The sequence below is a fragment of the Pseudomonas sp. HMSC063H08 genome (assembly GCF_001813645.1).
Lineage (GTDB): Bacteria > Pseudomonadota > Gammaproteobacteria > Pseudomonadales > Pseudomonadaceae > Pseudomonas > Pseudomonas aeruginosa.
This window is the reverse complement of record NZ_KV813593.1, coordinates 84623-102342: the sequence shown is the minus strand read 5'-3', so window position 1 is coordinate 102342 and position 17720 is coordinate 84623. Positions and strand designations below refer to the sequence as shown.

The window sequence follows — 17720 nt, the reverse complement described above, 5'->3', positions numbered from 1 at the left end:
TCATCGCCAACGCCATGCTCTTCGCCCATGTGTTGACCACCGAGCAGATCCCCCAGCAGATCACCGAATGGGTGGTGCAGGAAGGCCTGACCCCGATCGGCTTCCTGCTGATGGTCAACGTGGTGCTGCTGGTCGCCGGCAGCTTCATGGAGCCCTCGGCGATCGTGCTGATCCTGGCGCCGATCTTCTTCCCCATCGCCATGAAGCTGGGCATCGATCCGATCCACCTGGGTATCGTCATGGTGGTGAACATGGAGATCGGCCTGGTACACCCGCCAGTGGGCCTCAACCTGTTCGTCACCTCGGCGGTCACTGGCATGCCGCTGGGGGCGACCATCCGCGCGGCGCTGCCGTGGCTGATGATCCTGCTGCTGTTCCTGATCCTGGTGACCTACGTGCCGTTGATCTCGCTGTGGCTGCCGGGCCTGCTGGGCATGAGTTGAGGTCGCGGCGGCGGGGCGCGAGACGCGCTCCGCCGCCCGGCGCAAGGCTACGATCGGCGCGGCTTATAGCTACGATCGGCGCTGTCGCGCAGTGGTAAGACCATGGTCGTATGGTTCGTGGGGTGTGCGCTCGCTACAACTGGGCACAACAAAAACAACACTCACGTACCGAGGTTAAAGCCATGTCTGCGGCATCCCTGTACCCCGTGCACCCGGAAGCGGTGGCACGGACCTTCACCGACGAAGCCACCTACAAGACGATGTACCAGCAGTCCGTCGTCAACCCCGACGGCTTCTGGCGCGAGCAGGCCCAGCGGATCGACTGGATCAAGCCGTTCGAGAAGGTCAAGCAGACCTCCTTCGACGACCATCACGTGGACATCAAGTGGTTCGCCGACGGCACCCTCAACGTGTCGCACAACTGCCTCGACCGTCACCTCGCCGAACGCGGCGACCAGGTGGCGATCATCTGGGAAGGCGACGATCCCGCCGACCACCAGGAAATCACCTACCGCCAGCTCCACGAGCAGGTCTGCAAGTTCGCCAACGCCCTGCGCGGGCAGGACGTGCACCGCGGCGACGTAGTGACCATCTACATGCCGATGATCCCCGAGGCCGTGGTCGCCATGCTCGCCTGCACCCGCATCGGCGCGATCCACTCGGTGGTCTTCGGCGGCTTCTCCCCCGAGGCCCTGGCCGGACGCATCATCGATTGCAAGTCGAAGGTGGTGATCACCGCCGACGAAGGCGTGCGCGGCGGCAAGCGTACTCCGCTGAAGGCCAACGTCGACGACGCCCTGACCAACCCGGAAACCTCCAGCGTGCAGAAGATCATCGTCTGCAAGCGTACCGGCGCCGAGATCAAGTGGAACCAGCACCGCGACGTCTGGTACGACGACCTGATGAAGGTTGCCGGCAGCACTTGCGCGCCCAAGGAAATGGGCGCCGAGGACCCGCTGTTCATCCTCTACACCTCCGGCTCCACCGGCAAGCCGAAGGGCGTGCTGCATACCACCGGCGGCTACCTGGTGTACGCCTCGCTGACCCACGAGCGGGTCTTCGACTACCGTCCGGGCGAAGTCTACTGGTGCACCGCCGACATCGGCTGGGTCACCGGCCACACCTACATCGTCTATGGCCCGTTGGCCAACGGCGCCACCACCATTCTGTTCGAGGGCGTACCGAACTACCCCGACGTGACCCGCGTGGCGAAGATCATCGACAAGCACAAGGTCAACATCCTCTACACCGCGCCGACCGCGATCCGCGCGATGATGGCCGAAGGCAAGGCGGCGGTGGCCGGTGCCGACGGTTCCAGCCTGCGTCTGCTCGGTTCGGTGGGCGAGCCGATCAACCCGGAAGCCTGGCAGTGGTACTACGAGACGGTCGGCCAGTCGCGCTGCCCGATCGTCGACACCTGGTGGCAGACCGAGACCGGCGCCTGCCTGATGACCCCGCTGCCGGGCGCCCACGCGATGAAGCCGGGCTCCGCGGCCAAGCCGTTCTTCGGCGTGGTCCCGGCACTGGTGGACAACCTCGGCAACCTGATCGAGGGCGCCGCCGAGGGCAACCTGGTGATCCTCGACTCCTGGCCGGGCCAGGCGCGGACCCTGTTCGGCGACCATGACCGCTTCGTCGACACCTACTTCAAGACCTTCAAGGGCATGTACTTCACCGGCGACGGCGCGCGCCGCGACGAGGACGGCTACTACTGGATCACCGGGCGGGTCGACGATGTGCTCAACGTCTCCGGCCACCGCATGGGCACCGCCGAGGTGGAAAGCGCGATGGTCGCCCACCCGAAGGTCGCCGAGGCGGCGGTGGTCGGCATGCAGCACGACATCAAGGGGCAGGGCATCTATGTCTACGTCACCCTCAACTCCGGGGTCGAGCCGAGCGAGGCGCTGCGCCAGGAGCTGAAGCAATGGGTTCGCCGCGAGATCGGTCCGATCGCCACGCCGGATGTGATCCAGTGGGCGCCGGGACTGCCGAAGACCCGTTCGGGCAAGATCATGCGGCGCATCCTGCGCAAGATCGCCGCGGCCGAGTACGACACCCTCGGCGACATCTCCACCCTTGCCGACCCGGGCGTGGTTCAGCACCTGATCGAGACCCATCGCTCGATGCAGGCCGCCTGACTTCCGCCTGATCCGAAACGACCCCGCGCGGTGCGAGCCGCGCGGGGTCTTTCATTTGGCGCGGGCCGAGGAGGAGGGCGTTTCGAATGGGCTCGCGCCGGGAATGGGGCGGCGGTAACACTTCGGTGATGCGCGCCTGCGCATAATTGGGGCGAGAGGAAACGCCACGCACAGCCAAGGTGCGACACGGGGTAGCAGTCGAGGCGAGTCGTAGCGGCCAAGCCATTGAAGGAGAAGGAATTGGCAATTTATGGCTTGAGATTTGCTTTACTCATTGATTACACTTCGCGCTTTCCGGGCACAAATGTCGCTGCCTGTCAATATCGCCGAATGCCCTCTTCGGTGCTTTTATAATTAGTTGTCGCATTGAAGAAATAACCACTTTCGGCCTGTCGCTAGAATGCCGCTCACCCCAGCTGGCGCCCTGTCCACGAGAAGGCGCCATGCGCAAGAGCCGGTGATCACGCATATCCGTCGGCAGCCTGGGCAAGGTTCTATTTCTCCTGCCAATCGATGCCATCCCCTTCGAAGGAGTTCCAGATGAAGAAGCTCGCACTTCTCGGCGCCCTGGCGCTGTCCGTGCTCTCCCTGCCCACTTTCGCCGCCGACAAGCCGGTGCGCATCGGCATCGAGGCGGCCTATCCGCCGTTCTCGCTGAAGACCCCGGACGGCCAGCTGGCAGGCTTCGACGTGGATATCGGCAATGCCCTCTGCGAAGAGATGAAGGTGCAGTGCAAGTGGGTCGAGCAGGAGTTCGACGGCCTGATCCCGGCACTCAAGGTGCGCAAGATCGATGCGATCCTCTCGTCGATGACCATCACCGACGAGCGCAAGCGTTCGGTCGACTTCACCAACAAGTACTACAACACCCCGGCGCGCTTCGTGATGAAGGAAGGCGCCAGCCTCAACGATCCCAAGGCCGACCTGAAGGGCAAGAAGGCCGGCGTGCTGCGTGGCAGTACCGCCGACCGCTACGCCTCCGCCGAACTGACCCCGGCCGGCGTCGAAGTGGTGCGCTACAACTCCCAGCAGGAAGCCAACATGGACCTGGTGGCCGGTCGCCTCGACGCGGTGGTCGCCGACTCGGTGAACCTCGAGGACGGCTTCCTCAAGACCGATGCCGGCAAGGGCTACGCCTTCGTCGGTCCGCAACTGACCGATGCCAAGTACTTCGGCGAAGGCGTCGGCATCGCCGTGCGCAAGGGCGATAGCGAGCTGGCCGGCAAGTTCAACGCGGCCATCGACGCGCTGCGCGCCAACGGCAAGTACAAGCAGATCCAGGACAAGTACTTCAGCTTCGACGTCTACGGTTCGAACTGACGCTATCCGTCAGAGGTGGCACAAACGTCCGCGACGCCTCGCGCTGTTTGTGCCACTTTTTTATTGAGTGGACGCCACTGCTTTAGCGCTGCATTAGCTGCATAGAGGTACCGTTTTGATGATCACTGGCTACGGTGCGACCATCGTCGATGGCGCCTGGCTGACTCTCCAGCTGGCCCTGCTTTCCATGCTCCTGGCCATCGTCCTCGGCCTGCTGGGCGCGGCCTTCCGCCTGTCGCCGGTGCGCTGGCTGGCCTGGTGCGGCGACCTGTACGCCACGGTAGTGCGCGGCATTCCCGACCTGGTGCTGATCCTGCTAATCTTCTACGGCGGCCAGGGCCTGCTGAACTGGGTCGCCCCGCAACTCGGCTACGACGACTACATCGACCTGAATCCCTTCGTGTCCGGCGTCGGCACCCTCGGCTTCATCTTCGGCGCCTATCTCTCGGAGACCTTCCGCGGCGCCTTCATGGCGATTCCCAAGGGCCAGGGCGAGGCCGGCTACGCCTATGGCATGAGCCACCGCCAGGTGTTCTTCCGCATCCAGGTGCCGCAGATGATCCGCCTGGCGATCCCCGGCTTCACCAACAACTGGCTGGTGCTGGTCAAGGCCACCGCGCTGATTTCCGTGGTCGGCCTGCAGGACATGATGTTCAAGGCCAAGCAGGCCTCCGATGCGACCCGCGAGCCGTTCACCTACTACCTCGCCGTGGCCGGCCTGTACCTGCTGGTGACCAGCGTGTCGCTGCTGTTGCTGCGCCTGCTCGAACGCCGCTATTCGGTCGGCGTGAAAACCGCGGAACTGTGAGTCAAGGGGCCCTATCGTGATCTTCGATTTCTCCGTCATCTGGGACAGCCTTCCGCTCTATTTCGACGGCCTGCTGGTCACCCTCAAGCTGCTCTCGGTCTCCCTGCTGATCGGCCTGCTGCTGGCGGTGCCGCTGGCGCTGATGCGGGTCTCCAAGCAGCCGCTGGTGAACTTCCCGGCCTGGCTCTACACCTACGTGATCCGCGGCACGCCGATGCTGGTCCAGCTGTTCCTGATCTACTACGGCCTGGCGCAGTTCGACGCGGTGCGCGAGAGCGCGCTGTGGCCCTGGCTGTCGAACGCGTCCTTCTGCGCCTGCCTGGCGTTCGCCATCAACACCAGCGCCTACACCGCCGAGATCCTCGCCGGCAGCCTGAAGGCCACGCCCCATGGCGAGATCGAGGCGGCCAAGGCGATGGGCATGTCGCGCCTGAAGATGTACCGCCGCATCCTCCTGCCATCGGCACTGCGGCGTGCGCTGCCGCAGTACAGCAACGAAGTGATCATGATGCTGCAGACCACCAGCCTGGCGTCCATCGTCACCCTGGTGGACATCACCGGCGCCGCGCGAACCGTCTATTCGCAGTACTACCTGCCGTTCGAAGCGTTCATCACCGCCGGTCTGTTCTACCTGTGCCTGACCTTCATCCTGGTGCGCCTGTTCAAGCTTGCCGAGCGCCGCTGGCTGGCTTACCTGGCGCCGCGCAAATCCTGATCCGGAGGACCGCATGGAGCGTATCGACCACCTGCTGCCGTGGAGCACCCTGGGAAGCGAGAAGCGCCTGAGCGTGTTCCGCTTCGGCTGCGGCGCGCGCAAGGTCTACATCCAGTCCAGCCTGCACGCCGACGAGCTGCCGGGCATGCGCACCGCCTGGGAGCTGAAGCAGCGGTTGCGCCTGCTGGAGGCGGAAGGCCGCCTGCGCGGCACCGTCGAGCTGGTGCCGGTGGCCAATCCGGTCGGTCTCGGGCAGATGATCCAGGCGCTGCACCAGGGGCGCTTCGAAATGAGCAGCGGGCGCAACTTCAATCGCGATTTCCCCGACCTGCTGGACGCGGTGATCGACAGCGTCGGCGAGCGTCTCGGCAGCGATCCGGCGGCCAATGTCGCGCTGGTCCGCCAAGCCCTGCGCGCGGCGCTGGACGCCCTGCCGCCGGCGACCTCGGAACTGGAGGGCATGCAGCGCCTGCTCTATCGCCACGCCTGCGACGCCGACCTGGTGCTCGACCTGCATTGCGACTTCGAGGCCGCCATCCATCTCTATACCCTGCCGCAGCAATGGCCCGCCTTCGCCTCCCTGGCCGCACGCCTGGGCGCCGCCGTCGGGCTGCTCGCCGAGGAGTCCGGCGGCGGTTCCTTCGACGAGGCCTGCTCGGTGCCGTGGCTGCGCCTGTCGCGCCTGTATCCGCGCGCCGAGCTGCCGCTGGCCTGCCTGGCGACCACCGTCGAACTCGGCGGCCAGGCCGATACCACGGCGCAGCAGGCCGAGGCCAACGCCGCGGCGATCCTGGCCTTCCTCGCCGAGCAGGGCTTCGTCGAGGGCGAATGGCCGGCGGCGCCCGAAGCCTGCTGCGAAGGCTTGCCCTTCGAAGGCACCGAATACGTCCACGCCCCGCATACCGGCGTGGTGAGTTTCCTGCGCCGGCCGGGCGAATGGGTGGAGGCGGGCGAACCGCTGTTCCAGGTCATCGATCCCCTGGCCGACCGTGCCAGCACCGTGTGCGCCGGGGTCTCCGGCGTGCTTTTCGCCATCGAACGGATGCGCTACGCGCAGCCGGGACTCTGGCTGGCCAAGGTGGCCGGTCGTCAACCGATCCGTCAGGGACGCTTGCTCAGCGACTGATTAGCCGAGAACACACACATGTACAAACTGGAAGTCCAAGACCTGCACAAGCGCTACGGTAGCCACGAGGTGCTCAAGGGCGTCTCGCTGGCGGCGAAAGCGGGCGACGTGATCAGCATCATCGGCTCGAGCGGTTCCGGCAAGAGCACCTTTCTGCGCTGCATCAACCTGCTGGAACAGCCGCACGCCGGCAAGATCCTGCTCAACGGCGAGGAGCTGAAGCTGGTGCCTGGCCGCGACGGCGCGCTGAAGGCCGCCGACTCCCGCCAGTTGCAGCGCATGCGCTCGCGCCTGTCGATGGTGTTCCAGCATTTCAACCTGTGGTCGCACATGAGCGCCCTGGAGAACGTCATCGAGGCGCCCGTGCATGTGCTCGGCGTGTCGAAAAAGGAAGCCATCGAGAAGGCCGAGCACTACCTGGCCAAGGTCGGCGTGGCGCACCGCAAGGACGCCTACCCGGCGCACATGAGCGGCGGCGAGCAGCAGCGCGTGGCGATCGCCCGGGCGCTGGCGGTGGAGCCGGAAGTGATGCTGTTCGACGAGCCGACCTCGGCGCTCGACCCCGAACTGGTGGGCGAAGTGCTGAAGGTCATGCAGGACCTGGCGCAGGAAGGCCGCACCATGGTGGTGGTGACCCACGAGATGGGTTTCGCCCGCGAGGTGTCGAACCAGTTGGTGTTCCTGCACAAGGGCCTGGTCGAGGAACACGGCTGCCCGAAGGAAGTCCTCGCCAACCCGCAGTCGGACCGCCTCAAGCAGTTCCTCTCCGGCAGCCTCAAGTAACATTCATCGCAGAGGCCGGCTAAGCTGCTCCCATGACTGCCCAACCCCAACGCATCGGTTTCCTCCTCTGGCCCGCCACCCGCGCGCTGACGCTATCGCTTGCCGAGGAAGCCCTGCGGGCGGCCCGGCGGTTGCACCCCGAGGCGCTCTACGAGCCGCTGTTCCTGCTCGCCGAAGCGCCGGCCGAAGAGGAGGGCTGGCGCCTGCCGGGAACGGCCTGGAACGGCAGGCTGGAGCAATGCTCGCGGCTGTTCCTGGTCGCCGACGAGGCGCCGGCGGCGGTGTCGCCAGCGCTGGGCCTGGCGCTCAAGCAACTGGCGCGTTCGGGAGCGGCGATCGGCGCACTGTCCGCCGGCATCTACCCGCTGGCCCAGCTCGGCCTGCTCGACGGTTATCGCGCCGCGGTGCACTGGCGTTGGCACGATGACTTCACCGAGCGCTTCCCCAAGGTCATCGCCACCAACCACCTGTTCGAGTGGGATCGCGACCGCATGACCGCCTGCGGCGGCATGGCGGTACTCGACCTGCTGTTGGCGCTGCTGTCCCGCGACCATGGCGCTGAACTGGCCGGCGCGGTCTCGGAGGAGTTGGTGGTGGAGCGCATCCGCGAAGGCAACGAGCGCCAGCGCATCCCGCTGAAGAATCGCCTCGGCTCCAGCCATCCGAAGCTGACCCAGGCGGTACTGCTGATGGAAGCCAATATCGAGGAGCCACTGACCACCGACGAGATCGCCCAGCATGTGTGTGTTTCGCGGCGCCAGTTGGAACGGATCTTCAAGCAATACCTGAACCGCGTACCCAGCCAGTACTACCTGGAGCTGCGCCTGAACCGCGCGCGGCAGATGCTGATGCAGACCAGCAAGTCGATCATCCAGATCGGCCTGTCCTGCGGTTTCTCTTCCGGGCCGCATTTCTCCAGCGCCTACCGCAACTTCTTCGGCGTCACTCCGCGCGAGGACCGCAACCAGCGGCGCGGCGGCAGCGCCTTCGAGACGACCTTCACTCCCGTCGAACGCGGCTGATCGCCAACGGCGCGGCGGTTTCAGCCGGGCTTTGCGACGCCCCGGGAGGCGGATCGCCTCGGGAAGTCGCCGAGTTCGCGACGGGCCGTCGGAATGATCGCCTCCAGCAGTTCCAGCGGAACGTCGCTGGCGAACAGGTTGACCACGAAACGCCGGCCGGCGTCGTCGCGAAATACCTCGAACAGCGGCTGTTCGCCGCGCCAGCACTCCAGGCCGAGGCCGTCGCGCGGATTGACGTCGGAGGCGAAGACGAGACGGTAGTCGATTCCCTCGATGGGCATGGCTTGTTTCCCTGCTGTTCCCGCCCGCGGGGCGGCGTAGAAGAAGTATGCACCCGAGTGCATCGCGCGTTTACACTGCGCCTTCCCGATGCTTTCTGTCGCATTTCCGAAAGCCGCGGAAATTCCCGGGTTGGCGCTATAACAAGTTGTCGCATGGCGGCAATGCCGGCCCGGTCCCAATCCCTACAATCCTTTCATCGATAGCCGCCTTCAGGCAGGAGAAACACCGATGTCCGCTCCCCATGCGCAGGTAGAACGTGCCGATTTCGACCGGTATATGGTCCCCAACTACGCCCCCGCCGCCTTCATCCCGGTGCGAGGCGAGGGATCGCGCGTCTGGGACCAGAGCGGCCGCGAACTGATCGATTTCGCCGGCGGCATCGCCGTGACCTCCCTGGGCCACGCGCATCCGGCGCTGGTCAAGGCGCTCACCGAGCAGGCCCAGCGCATCTGGCACGTTTCCAACGTCTTCACCAACGAGCCGGCCCTGCGCCTGGCGCGCAAGCTGGTGGACGCCACCTTCGCCGAGCGGGTGTTCCTCGCCAACTCCGGCGCCGAGGCCAACGAGGCGGCCTTCAAGCTGGCTCGCCGCTACGCCAACGATGTCTACGGCCCGCAGAAGTACGAGATCATCGCCGCCAGCAACAGCTTCCACGGGCGCACCCTGTTCACCGTCAACGTCGGCGGCCAGCCGAAGTATTCCGATGGCTTCGGGCCCAAGTTCGAGGGTATCACCCACGTTCCCTACAACGACCTGGAAGCGCTGAAGGCGGCGATCTCCGACAAGACCTGCGCCGTGGTGCTGGAACCGATCCAGGGCGAGGGCGGCGTGCTGCCGGCGCAGCAGGCCTACCTGGAAGGGGCGCGCAAGCTGTGCGACGAGCACAACGCGCTGCTGGTCTTCGACGAGGTCCAGAGCGGCATGGGCCGGGTCGGCGAGCTGTTCGCCTACATGCACTACGGCGTGGTCCCGGACATCCTCTCCAGCGCCAAGAGCCTGGGCGGCGGCTTCCCTATCGGTGCGATGCTGACCACCGGCGAGATCGCCAAGCACCTGTCGGTCGGCACCCACGGCACCACCTACGGCGGCAACCCGCTGGCCTCGGCGGTGGCCGAGGCGGCGCTGGACGTGATCAATACCCCGGAAGTGCTGGATGGCGTGAAGGCCAAGCATGAGCGCTTCAAGTCCCGCCTGCAGAAGATCGGCCAGGAGTACGGCATCTTCGGCGAGATTCGCGGCATGGGCCTGCTGATCGGCGCAGCGCTGACCGACGAGTGGAAGGGCAAGGCCAGGGATGTGCTCAACGCCGCCGAGAAAGAGGCGGTCATGGTGCTCCAGGCCAGCCCGGACGTGGTGCGCTTCGCGCCGAGCCTGGTGATCGACGACGCCGAGATCGACGAAGGCCTGGAGCGCTTCGAGCGCGCCGTGGCCAAGCTGGTCCGCGGCTGAGCGAACCCACGGGGCCCCGGCGCAGGCCGGGGCACCCGATGCGACATCCCGGAGCGGCCCGCGCCGGAGCCGGGAACCGTGCCGCCGTGCGTGGCGCGGGATCTTCCCTGCTGGACGTTCGAAACCGTGGCACAGGAAGGTGCCGCGGTCCCGCGCATGGATGCGGCAATCATCGTTGTCTGAGAAAGGAGTGACGCCATGTTGGTGATGCGCCCCGCCCAAGCGGCCGACCTGCCACAGGTGCAGCGTCTGGCGGCGGACAGCCCGGTAGGCGTCACGTCCTTGCCGGATGACGCCGAACGCCTGCGCGACAAGATCCTCGCTTCCGAGGCCTCGTTCGCCGCGGAGGTAAGCTACAACGGCGAGGAAAGCTATTTCTTCGTCCTCGAGGACAGCGCCAGCGGCGAGCTGGTCGGCTGCTCGGCGATCGTCGCCTCGGCCGGGTTCTCGGAACCGTTCTACAGCTTCCGCAACGAAACCTTCGTGCACGCCTCGCGCTCGCTGTCGATCCACAACAAGATCCATGTCCTCTCGCTGTGCCACGACCTTACCGGCAACAGCCTGCTGACCAGTTTCTACGTACAGCGCGACCTGGTGCAGAGCGTCTATGCCGAACTCAACTCGCGCGGTCGCCTGCTGTTCATGGCCAGCCATCCGGAGCGCTTCGCCGACGCGGTGGTGGTGGAGATCGTCGGCTACAGCGACGAGCAGGGCGAATCGCCGTTCTGGAACGCGGTCGGGCGCAACTTCTTCGACCTGAACTACATCGAGGCGGAAAAGCTCTCCGGGCTGAAGAGCCGCACCTTCCTCGCCGAACTGATGCCGCACTATCCGATCTACGTGCCGCTGTTGCCGGATGCCGCCCAGGAATCCATGGGCCAGGTTCACCCGCGAGCGCAGATCACCTTCGACATCCTGATGCGCGAAGGCTTCGAGACCGACAACTACATCGACATCTTCGATGGCGGCCCGACCCTGCACGCGCGCACCTCGGGGATTCGCTCGATCGCCCAGAGCCGGGTGGTTCCGGTGAAGATCGGCGAGGCGCCGAAGAGCGGGCGTCCATACCTGGTCACCAACGGCCAGTTGCAGGACTTCCGCGCGGTCGTGCTGGACCTGGACTGGGCGCCCGGCAAGCCGGTGGCCCTGAGTGTTGAAGCCGCCGAGGCCCTGGGCGTCGGCGAAGGCGCCAGCGTGCGCCTGGTAGCGGTCTGAAGGAGCCAGTCATGATCGTACGTCCTGTTACCAGCGCCGACCTGCCGGCCCTGATCGAGCTGGCGCGCAGCACCGGCACCGGCCTGACCACCCTGCCGGCCAACGAGCAGCGCCTGCAGCATCGCGTCAGTTGGGCCGAGAAGGCCTTCCGTGGCGAGGCCGAACGCGGCGACGCCGACTACCTGTTCGTCCTCGAGGACGACGCCGGCAAGGTCGTCGGCATCTCCGCCATCGCCGGAGCGGTAGGGCTTCGCGAACCCTGGTACAACTACCGGGTCGGCCTCACCGTGAGCGCCTCGCAGGAACTCAACATCCATCGCGAGATCCCCACGCTGTTCCTGGCCAACGACCTGACCGGCAATTCCGAGCTGTGCTCGCTGTTCCTCCACGCCGACCACCGCAGCGGCCTCAACGGCAAGCTGCTGTCGCGCGCGCGCTTCCTGTTCATCGCCGAATTCCGCCACCTGTTCGGCGACAAGCTGATCGCCGAGATGCGCGGCATGTCCGACGAGGAGGGGCGTTCGCCATTCTGGGAAAGCCTCGGCCGGCACTTCTTCAAGATGGAATTCTCCCAGGCCGACTACCTCACCGGGGTCGGCAACAAGGCCTTCATCGCCGAGCTGATGCCGAAGTTCCCGCTCTACACCTGCTTCCTCTCCGAGGAGGCGCGCGGGGTGATTGGCCGCGTCCATCCGAACACCGAGCCGGCGTTGGCCATGCTCAAGGCCGAGGGCTTCAGCTACCAGGGCTACGTCGACATCTTCGACGCCGGCCCGGCGATCGAGGCCGAGACCGACAAGATCCGCGCCATCGCCGAGAGCCAGAACCTGGTGCTGGCGGTGGGCACTCCCGGCGACGACGCCGAGCCCTACCTGATCCACAACCGCAAGCGCGAAGACTGTCGCATCACCGCCGCGCCGGCGCGGGCCGCCGCCGGCACCCTGGTGGTCGATCCGCTGACCGCCAAGCGCCTGCGCCTGTCGGCCGGCGCCTCGGTACGCGCGGTGCCGCTGTCGGCGCAGAAGCGCGCTTGAAAGCCTGATGGAGGCGTCCCGGCGAGGGCGCCCGAGGAGTCGATGATGAGTACCCATTACATTGCCGGCCAGTGGCTGGCGGGCCAGGGCGAGACCCTGGAGTCCCTCGACCCGGTTGGCCAGGGCGTGGTCTGGTCCGGGCGCGGCGCTGACGCCGCCCAGGTCGACGCTGCCGTGCGCGCCGCCCGCGAGGCCTTCCCGGCCTGGGCGCGGCGCCCGCTGGAGCAGCGCATCGAGTTGCTCGAGCGCTTCGCTGCGACCCTCAAGTCCCGCGCCGACGAGCTGGCCCGGGCGATCGGCGAGGAAACCGGCAAGCCGCTGTGGGAGTCGGCCACCGAAGTGACCAGCATGGTCAACAAGGTGGCGATCTCGGTGCAGGCGTTCCGCGAGCGCACCGGCGAGAAGTCCGGTCCGCTGGCCGACGCCACCGCCGTGCTGCGGCACAAGCCGCATGGCGTGGTGGCGGTATTCGGTCCCTACAATTTCCCCGGCCACCTGCCCAACGGTCATATCGTCCCGGCGCTGCTGGCCGGTAACTGCGTGGTGTTCAAGCCCAGCGAGCTGACCCCGAAGGTCGCCGAGCTGACGCTCAAGGCCTGGATCGAGGCCGGCCTGCCGGCCGGCGTGCTCAACCTGGTCCAGGGCGGTCGCGAAACCGGCGTCGCGCTGGCCGCCCACCGTGGGCTCGACGGTCTGTTCTTCACCGGGTCCAGTCGCACCGGCAACCTGCTGCACAGCCAGTTCGGCGGCCAGCCGCAGAAAATCCTGGCGCTGGAGATGGGCGGCAACAACCCGCTGGTGGTGGAGGAGGTCGCCGACCTCGACGCCGCCGTCTACACCATCATCCAGTCCGCCTTCATCTCCGCCGGCCAGCGCTGCACCTGCGCCCGCCGCCTGCTGGTGCCGCAGGGCGCCTGGGGCGACGCACTGCTGGCGCGCCTGGTGGCGGTCAGCGCTACCCTGCGGGTCGGGCGCTTCGACGAACAGCCGGCGCCGTTCATGGGCGCGGTGATTTCGCTGAGCGCCGCCGAGCACCTGCTCAAGGCCCAGGAGCATTTGATCGGCAAGGGCGCACAGCCGCTGCTGGCGATGACCCAGCCGATCGACGGCGCCGCCCTGCTGACCCCGGGCATCCTCGACGTCAGCACGGTGGCCGAGCGACCGGACGAAGAGTTCTTCGGGCCGTTGTTGCAAGTGATCCGCTACTCCGATTTCGCTGCGGCGATCCGTGAAGCCAACGCCACCCAGTACGGCCTGGCCGCCGGGCTGCTGTCGGATTCCCGCGAGCGTTTCGAGCAGTTCCTCGTGGAAAGCCGCGCCGGCATCGTCAACTGGAACAAGCAGCTCACCGGCGCCGCCAGCAGCGCGCCGTTCGGCGGTATCGGCGCGTCCGGCAACCACCGGCCGAGCGCCTACTACGCCGCCGATTACTGCGCCTATCCGGTCGCCTCGCTGGAAAGCCCCAGCGTGTCCCTTCCTGCCACCCTGACTCCCGGGATCAGCCTATGAATGCCCATGAAGTGAATTTCGACGGCCTGGTCGGCCCGACCCACAACTACGGCGGCCTGTCCTACGGCAATGTCGCTTCGCAAAGCAACAGCCAGGCGGTGTCCAACCCGAAGGAAGCGGCGAAGCAGGGCCTGGCGAAGATGAAGGCGCTGATGGAGATGGGTTTCAAGCAGGGGGTGCTCGCCCCGCAAGCCCGCCCGGATACCGCTGCGCTACGTAGCCTGGGCTTCTCCGGCCGCGACGAGGAGGTGATCCGCCGCGCGGCGAAGGAAGCGATGCCTCTCCTCGCCGCCTGCAGTTCGGCGTCGAGCATGTGGACTGCCAATGCCGCCACGGTCAGCCCGAGCGCCGACACCGCCGACGGCCGCGTGCATTTCACCGCGGCCAACCTGAACTGCAAGTTCCACCGATCCATCGAGCATCCCACCACCAGCCGCGTGCTGGCGGCGATGTTCAACGACGAGCGGCATTTCGCCCATCACGCGGCGCTGCCGGCGGTGAGCCAGTTCGGCGACGAAGGCGCGGCCAACCACACGCGCTTCTGCAAGGACTATGGCGATGCCGGCGTGGAGTTCTTCGTCTTCGGTCGCAGCGCCTTCGACAGTCGCTTCCCGGCGCCGCAACGCTATCCGGCGCGCCAGACCCTGGAAGCCTGCCAGGCGGTCGCGCGCCTGCACGGGCTGAGCGAGGCCGGAGTGGTCTACGCTCAACAGAACCCGGCGGTAATCGACCAGGGCGTGTTCCACAACGATGTGATCTCGGTGGGGAATGGCGAGGTGCTGTTCCATCACGAGGACGCCTTCCTCGATACCGAGAAGGTCCTTGCCGAACTGCACGACAAGCTTGGCCGCCGCGGCGGCCGCTTCCGCGCCATCTGCGTGCCGCGCGACCAGGTCGCGGTGGAGGACGCGGTGAAGTCCTATCTGTTCAACAGCCAACTGCTGTCGAAGGCCGACGGTTCGATGCTGCTGGTGGTACCGGAGGAGTGTCGGAACAACCCGCGGGTCTGGAACTACCTGGACCAGCTCACCGGCGACGACGGCCCGATCCGCGAAGTGAAGGTCTTCGACCTCAAGCAGAGCATGCAGAACGGCGGCGGCCCGGCCTGCCTGCGCTTGCGCGTGGCGCTGCAGGAGCGGGAGCTGGCGGCGGTGAATCCGGGGGTGATCATGAGCGCCGGCCTGTACGACACGCTGGTAGCCTGGGTCGACCGGCACTACCGCGACCGCCTGAGCGAAACCGACCTGGCCGACCCGCAACTGCTGCTGGAGTGCCGGACGGCATTGGATGAACTGACGCAGATCCTTAAACTGGGTTCGGTTTATTCCTTCCAACTCGATTGAGAGCCTCGCCACCATGTCCGATAGCCTGCAACTGATCCTCGAAGATACCGACGGCACCCAGCTGGAAACTTCCTGCACCCGTTTCGCCGTGGTCTGGCAGGGCAAGGAAGTGTGGGTCCAGCAAGCCGGCAACGGCCAGTTGCTGATCGGCGTCGACGTCGAAGACGGCGATACCGAATACACCAACCTGCTGCTGCGGCCGATGGCGACCAACCTGGTCAGCCTGCAACTGGAGATGGAGCCGATCGAAGAGGGCGACGACCACGAGCACGGCCCCGACTGCGGCTGCGACCACACCCACTGACTGAGGACATCCCATGCTCGCCCTCGGCAAACTGCTCGACTTGACCCTGGCCGGCCGCGAGCCGACCGAGAAGATCCAGCTCACCGCCGACGGCACCCGCCTGCACTGGCTGGCCGAGGGCGCGCTGGAAGTCACGCCGATCGGTGCCCGCGACAACGGCGTCGACCTGTTGCTCTCGGCCGGTATCCACGGCAACGAGACCGCGCCCATCGAACTGCTCGAACGGCTGATCCGCAAGGTCGCCGCGGGCACCCTCAAGCCTGCCGCCAGGGTCCTCTTCCTGTTCGGCAACCCCGAGGCCATCCGCCGCGGCGAGCGCTACGTCGAACAGGACATGAACCGCCTGTTCAACGGTCGCCACGAGGAGGGCAGCGGCAACGAGGCCTTCCGTGCCGCCGAGCTGGAGCGCCTGGCCCAGGTGTTCTTCAGCAAGACCGAGCGAGTCCACCTGCACTACGACCTGCATACCGCGATCCGCGGCTCGAAGATCGAGCAGTTCGCCCTCTACCCCTGGGCCGAGGGCCGCGAGCATTCCCGCAGCGAACTGGCCCGCCTGCGCGACGCCGGCATCGAGGCGGTGCTGTTGCAGAACAAGCCGGGCATCACCTTCAGCGCCTACACCTACGGCCAGCTCGGCGCCGAGGCCTTTACCCTGGAACTGGGCAAGGCACGTCCGTTCGGAGAGAACCAGGAGGTCAACCTGGAGCGCCTGGAGCGGAGCCTGGAGCTGCTGATCGACGGCAGCGAGGAACAGCCGGACGGCTCCCGACTCGATGGCCTCAAGCTGTTCAGCGTGTCGCGCGAGGTGATCAAGCACAGCGACCACTTCCGCCTGCACCTCGACGACGACGTGGCCAACTTCACCGAACTCTCGCCGGGCTACCTGCTGGCCGAGGATATCGGCGGCACGCGCTGGGTGGTGGATGAGGTCGGCGCACGCATCATCTTCCCCAATCCGCGGGTGAAGAACGGCCTGCGCGCCGGAATCCTGGTGGTGCCGGCCAAGCTCTGAGACGTATCGGCCTTCCCTCTCGATCATGACGGAGCGCTTCGGCGCTCCGTTTCCGTTGCGGCCGGGAAGATTTCCCGACTTCCCTTGTGGCTGTCGGTAGAGCGCCGTAGGATCGGGCTTTTCCGCCGAACCGAGGAGCCCTCCGTGCCTGTCATCGACCTGCGCAGCGACACCGTCACCCAGCCCACCGCCGGCATGCGCGAAGCCATGGCCGCGGCCGAACTGGGCGACGACGTCTATGGCGAGGACCCTACGGTCAACCGCCTGGAGGCCGAATTGGCGGCGCGCCTGGGCTTCGCCGCGGCGCTCTTCGTACCGACCGGGACCATGAGCAACCTGCTCGGATTGATGGCCCACTGCGAGCGCGGCGACGAATACATCGTCGGCCAGCAGGCGCATACCTACAAATACGAGGGCGGCGGTGCCGCGGTGCTGGGCTCGATCCAGCCGCAGCCGATCGACGGCGAGGCCGACGGATCGCTCGACCTGGACAAGGTCGCGGCGGCGATCAAGGCCGACGACTTCCATTTCGCCAGGACCCGCCTGCTGGCCCTGGAAAACACCATGCAGGGCAAGGTGCTGCCGCTCGACTACCTGGCCGCGGCGCGCGCTTTCACTCGCGCGCGTGGCCTGGCCCTGCACCTGGATGGCGCGCGCCTGTACAACGCGGCGGTGAAGCTGGGCGTAGACGCCAGCGAGATCACCCGGCACTTCGACTCGGTGTCGGTGTGCCTGTCCAAGGGCCTCGGTGCGCCGGTGGGCTCGGTGCTTTGCGGCAGCGTCGAACTGATCGGCAAGGCCCGTCGCTGGCGCAAGATGGTCGGCGGAGGTATGCGCCAGGCCGGTCTGCTGGCGGCTGCCGGCCTGTACGCCCTCGACCACCAGGTGGCACGCCTGGCCGACGACCACGCCAACGCCGCGCGCCTGGGCGACGGGCTGCGCGAACTGGGCTATGCGGTGGAGCCGGTGCAGACCAACATGGTCTACGTCGATGTCGGCGAGCGGGCGGTCGCGCTGCGCGACTTCCTCGCCGAGCGCGGGGTGCGGATCAGCGCGGCGGCGCGTTTGCGCCTGGTCACCCACCTGGACGTTTCCGCCGAGTCCATAGGACAAGTACTGGATGCCTTCGCGGCCTTTCGTCGCTCATAAGCGAAAAGGTCGGCAATAGGCAATAACTATCGCGCAAATACACTACAACCTTGCCCAAGGGCCGATAT

At 66.5% G+C, this 17720-nt stretch carries 17 protein-coding genes; 16 read left to right on the top strand and 1 reads right to left on the bottom strand.

The annotated features are described in order from the left end of the window. The 8 genes from HMPREF2924_RS27695 to argR form a co-directional block, all read left to right on the top strand. The coding region (locus HMPREF2924_RS27695) for a TRAP transporter large permease subunit (RefSeq protein ID WP_141765584.1) at positions 1 to 443 on the top strand (443 nt) is incomplete at its 5' end. 182 nt (positions 444 to 625) lie between these two features. After that, positions 626 to 2581, top strand: coding sequence for an acetate--CoA ligase (acs, locus tag HMPREF2924_RS27690; protein ID WP_003110260.1), 1956 nt, complete (start codon positions 626 to 628; stop codon positions 2579 to 2581). A gap of 540 nt (positions 2582 to 3121) precedes the next feature. Then, positions 3122 to 3901 (top strand): ABC transporter substrate-binding protein, encoded by a 780-nt coding sequence (locus HMPREF2924_RS27685; RefSeq protein WP_003085932.1) that lies wholly within the window; start codon positions 3122 to 3124, stop codon positions 3899 to 3901. Positions 3902 to 4019: 118 nt separating this feature from the next. Beyond that, entirely contained in the window at positions 4020 to 4709 is a 690-nt protein-coding gene (locus HMPREF2924_RS27680; RefSeq protein WP_003085934.1) for an ABC transporter permease, read from the top strand. Between the two features lie 16 nt (positions 4710 to 4725). After that, positions 4726 to 5424 carry an ABC transporter permease gene (locus HMPREF2924_RS27675; RefSeq protein ID WP_003134270.1) on the top strand — a complete coding sequence of 233 codons (699 nt, stop codon included), beginning with the start codon at positions 4726 to 4728 and terminating at the stop codon, positions 5422 to 5424. A gap of 13 nt (positions 5425 to 5437) precedes the next feature. Then, positions 5438 to 6550 carry a M14 family metallopeptidase gene (locus tag HMPREF2924_RS27670; RefSeq protein WP_003085938.1) on the top strand — a complete coding sequence of 371 codons (1113 nt, stop codon included), beginning with the start codon at positions 5438 to 5440 and terminating at the stop codon, positions 6548 to 6550. A gap of 18 nt (positions 6551 to 6568) precedes the next feature. After that, a complete protein-coding gene (gene aotP, locus HMPREF2924_RS27665; protein WP_003085940.1) occupies positions 6569 to 7333 on the top strand; it encodes an arginine/ornithine transport ATP-binding protein AotP in 765 nt (254 codons plus the stop codon). A 32-nt stretch (positions 7334 to 7365) separates the two neighbouring features. Then, positions 7366 to 8355 (top strand): transcriptional regulator ArgR, encoded by a 990-nt coding sequence (gene argR / locus HMPREF2924_RS27660; protein ID WP_003085944.1) that lies wholly within the window; start codon positions 7366 to 7368, stop codon positions 8353 to 8355. A gap of 20 nt (positions 8356 to 8375) precedes the next feature. Here the strand turns inward: argR and HMPREF2924_RS27655 are convergent, their stop codons facing one another. After that, positions 8376 to 8699, bottom strand: a complete 324-nt coding sequence (locus HMPREF2924_RS27655; protein ID WP_003134266.1) for a hypothetical protein — start codon at positions 8697 to 8699, stop codon at positions 8376 to 8378. A gap of 166 nt (positions 8700 to 8865) precedes the next feature. Between HMPREF2924_RS27655 and aruC the strand changes: the two genes are divergently transcribed. The 8 genes from aruC to ltaE all read left to right on the top strand — a co-directional run bounded on the left by aruC (position 8866) and on the right by ltaE (position 17652). After that, complete coding sequence (gene aruC / locus HMPREF2924_RS27650) at positions 8866 to 10086, top strand: bifunctional succinylornithine transaminase/acetylornithine aminotransferase (RefSeq protein WP_003085948.1); 1221 nt, start codon at positions 8866 to 8868, stop codon at positions 10084 to 10086. A gap of 198 nt (positions 10087 to 10284) precedes the next feature. Continuing rightward, the gene (gene aruF, locus HMPREF2924_RS27645; RefSeq protein WP_003085950.1) at positions 10285 to 11301 is read left to right on the top strand and encodes an arginine/ornithine succinyltransferase subunit alpha; all 1017 of its coding nucleotides are present in this window, start codon (positions 10285 to 10287) and stop codon (positions 11299 to 11301) included. An 11-nt stretch (positions 11302 to 11312) separates the two neighbouring features. Beyond that, positions 11313 to 12335 (top strand): arginine N-succinyltransferase, encoded by a 1023-nt coding sequence (astA, locus tag HMPREF2924_RS27640; RefSeq protein WP_003110258.1) that lies wholly within the window; start codon positions 11313 to 11315, stop codon positions 12333 to 12335. Positions 12336 to 12377: 42 nt separating this feature from the next. After that, complete coding sequence (astD, locus tag HMPREF2924_RS27635) at positions 12378 to 13844, top strand: succinylglutamate-semialdehyde dehydrogenase (protein ID WP_003134264.1); 1467 nt, start codon at positions 12378 to 12380, stop codon at positions 13842 to 13844. Beyond that, positions 13841 to 15187 carry an N-succinylarginine dihydrolase gene (astB, locus tag HMPREF2924_RS27630; protein WP_003134263.1) on the top strand — a complete coding sequence of 449 codons (1347 nt, stop codon included), beginning with the start codon at positions 13841 to 13843 and terminating at the stop codon, positions 15185 to 15187. The genes astD and astB overlap by 4 nt, the downstream gene beginning before the upstream one ends. Positions 15188 to 15200: 13 nt before the next feature. After that, a complete protein-coding gene (locus tag HMPREF2924_RS27625; RefSeq protein ID WP_003085959.1) occupies positions 15201 to 15491 on the top strand; it encodes a hypothetical protein in 291 nt (96 codons plus the stop codon). 13 nt (positions 15492 to 15504) lie between these two features. After that, a complete protein-coding gene (astE, locus tag HMPREF2924_RS27620; protein ID WP_003134260.1) occupies positions 15505 to 16503 on the top strand; it encodes a succinylglutamate desuccinylase in 999 nt (332 codons plus the stop codon). Between the two features lie 144 nt (positions 16504 to 16647). Continuing rightward, positions 16648 to 17652 carry a low-specificity L-threonine aldolase gene (gene ltaE, locus HMPREF2924_RS27615; protein ID WP_003134258.1) on the top strand — a complete coding sequence of 335 codons (1005 nt, stop codon included), beginning with the start codon at positions 16648 to 16650 and terminating at the stop codon, positions 17650 to 17652. Positions 17653 to 17720 lie beyond the last annotated feature (68 nt).

Bases quoted from the DNA above. Each gene is read 5' to 3' on its own strand.
- astE (WP_003134260.1), top strand. From the start codon at position 15,505: ATGCTCGCCCTCGGCAAACTGCTCGACTTGACCCTGGCCGGCCGCGAG.
- HMPREF2924_RS27625 (WP_003085959.1), top strand. From the start codon at position 15,201: ATGTCCGATAGCCTGCAACTGATCCTCGAAGATACCGACGGCACCCAG.
- HMPREF2924_RS27685 (WP_003085932.1), top strand. From the start codon at position 3,122: ATGAAGAAGCTCGCACTTCTCGGCGCCCTGGCGCTGTCCGTGCTCTCC.
- aotP (WP_003085940.1), top strand. From the start codon at position 6,569: ATGTACAAACTGGAAGTCCAAGACCTGCACAAGCGCTACGGTAGCCAC.
- astA (WP_003110258.1), top strand. From the start codon at position 11,313: ATGATCGTACGTCCTGTTACCAGCGCCGACCTGCCGGCCCTGATCGAG.
- aruC (WP_003085948.1), top strand. From the start codon at position 8,866: ATGTCCGCTCCCCATGCGCAGGTAGAACGTGCCGATTTCGACCGGTAT.
- HMPREF2924_RS27670 (WP_003085938.1), top strand. From the start codon at position 5,438: ATGGAGCGTATCGACCACCTGCTGCCGTGGAGCACCCTGGGAAGCGAG.
- aruF (WP_003085950.1), top strand. From the start codon at position 10,285: ATGTTGGTGATGCGCCCCGCCCAAGCGGCCGACCTGCCACAGGTGCAG.
- acs (WP_003110260.1), top strand. From the start codon at position 626: ATGTCTGCGGCATCCCTGTACCCCGTGCACCCGGAAGCGGTGGCACGG.
- argR (WP_003085944.1), top strand. From the start codon at position 7,366: ATGACTGCCCAACCCCAACGCATCGGTTTCCTCCTCTGGCCCGCCACC.
- astB (WP_003134263.1), top strand. From the start codon at position 13,841: ATGAATGCCCATGAAGTGAATTTCGACGGCCTGGTCGGCCCGACCCAC.
- HMPREF2924_RS27655 (WP_003134266.1), bottom strand. From the start codon at position 8,699: ATGCACTCGGGTGCATACTTCTTCTACGCCGCCCCGCGGGCGGGAACA.
- HMPREF2924_RS27680 (WP_003085934.1), top strand. From the start codon at position 4,020: ATGATCACTGGCTACGGTGCGACCATCGTCGATGGCGCCTGGCTGACT.
- astD (WP_003134264.1), top strand. From the start codon at position 12,378: ATGATGAGTACCCATTACATTGCCGGCCAGTGGCTGGCGGGCCAGGGC.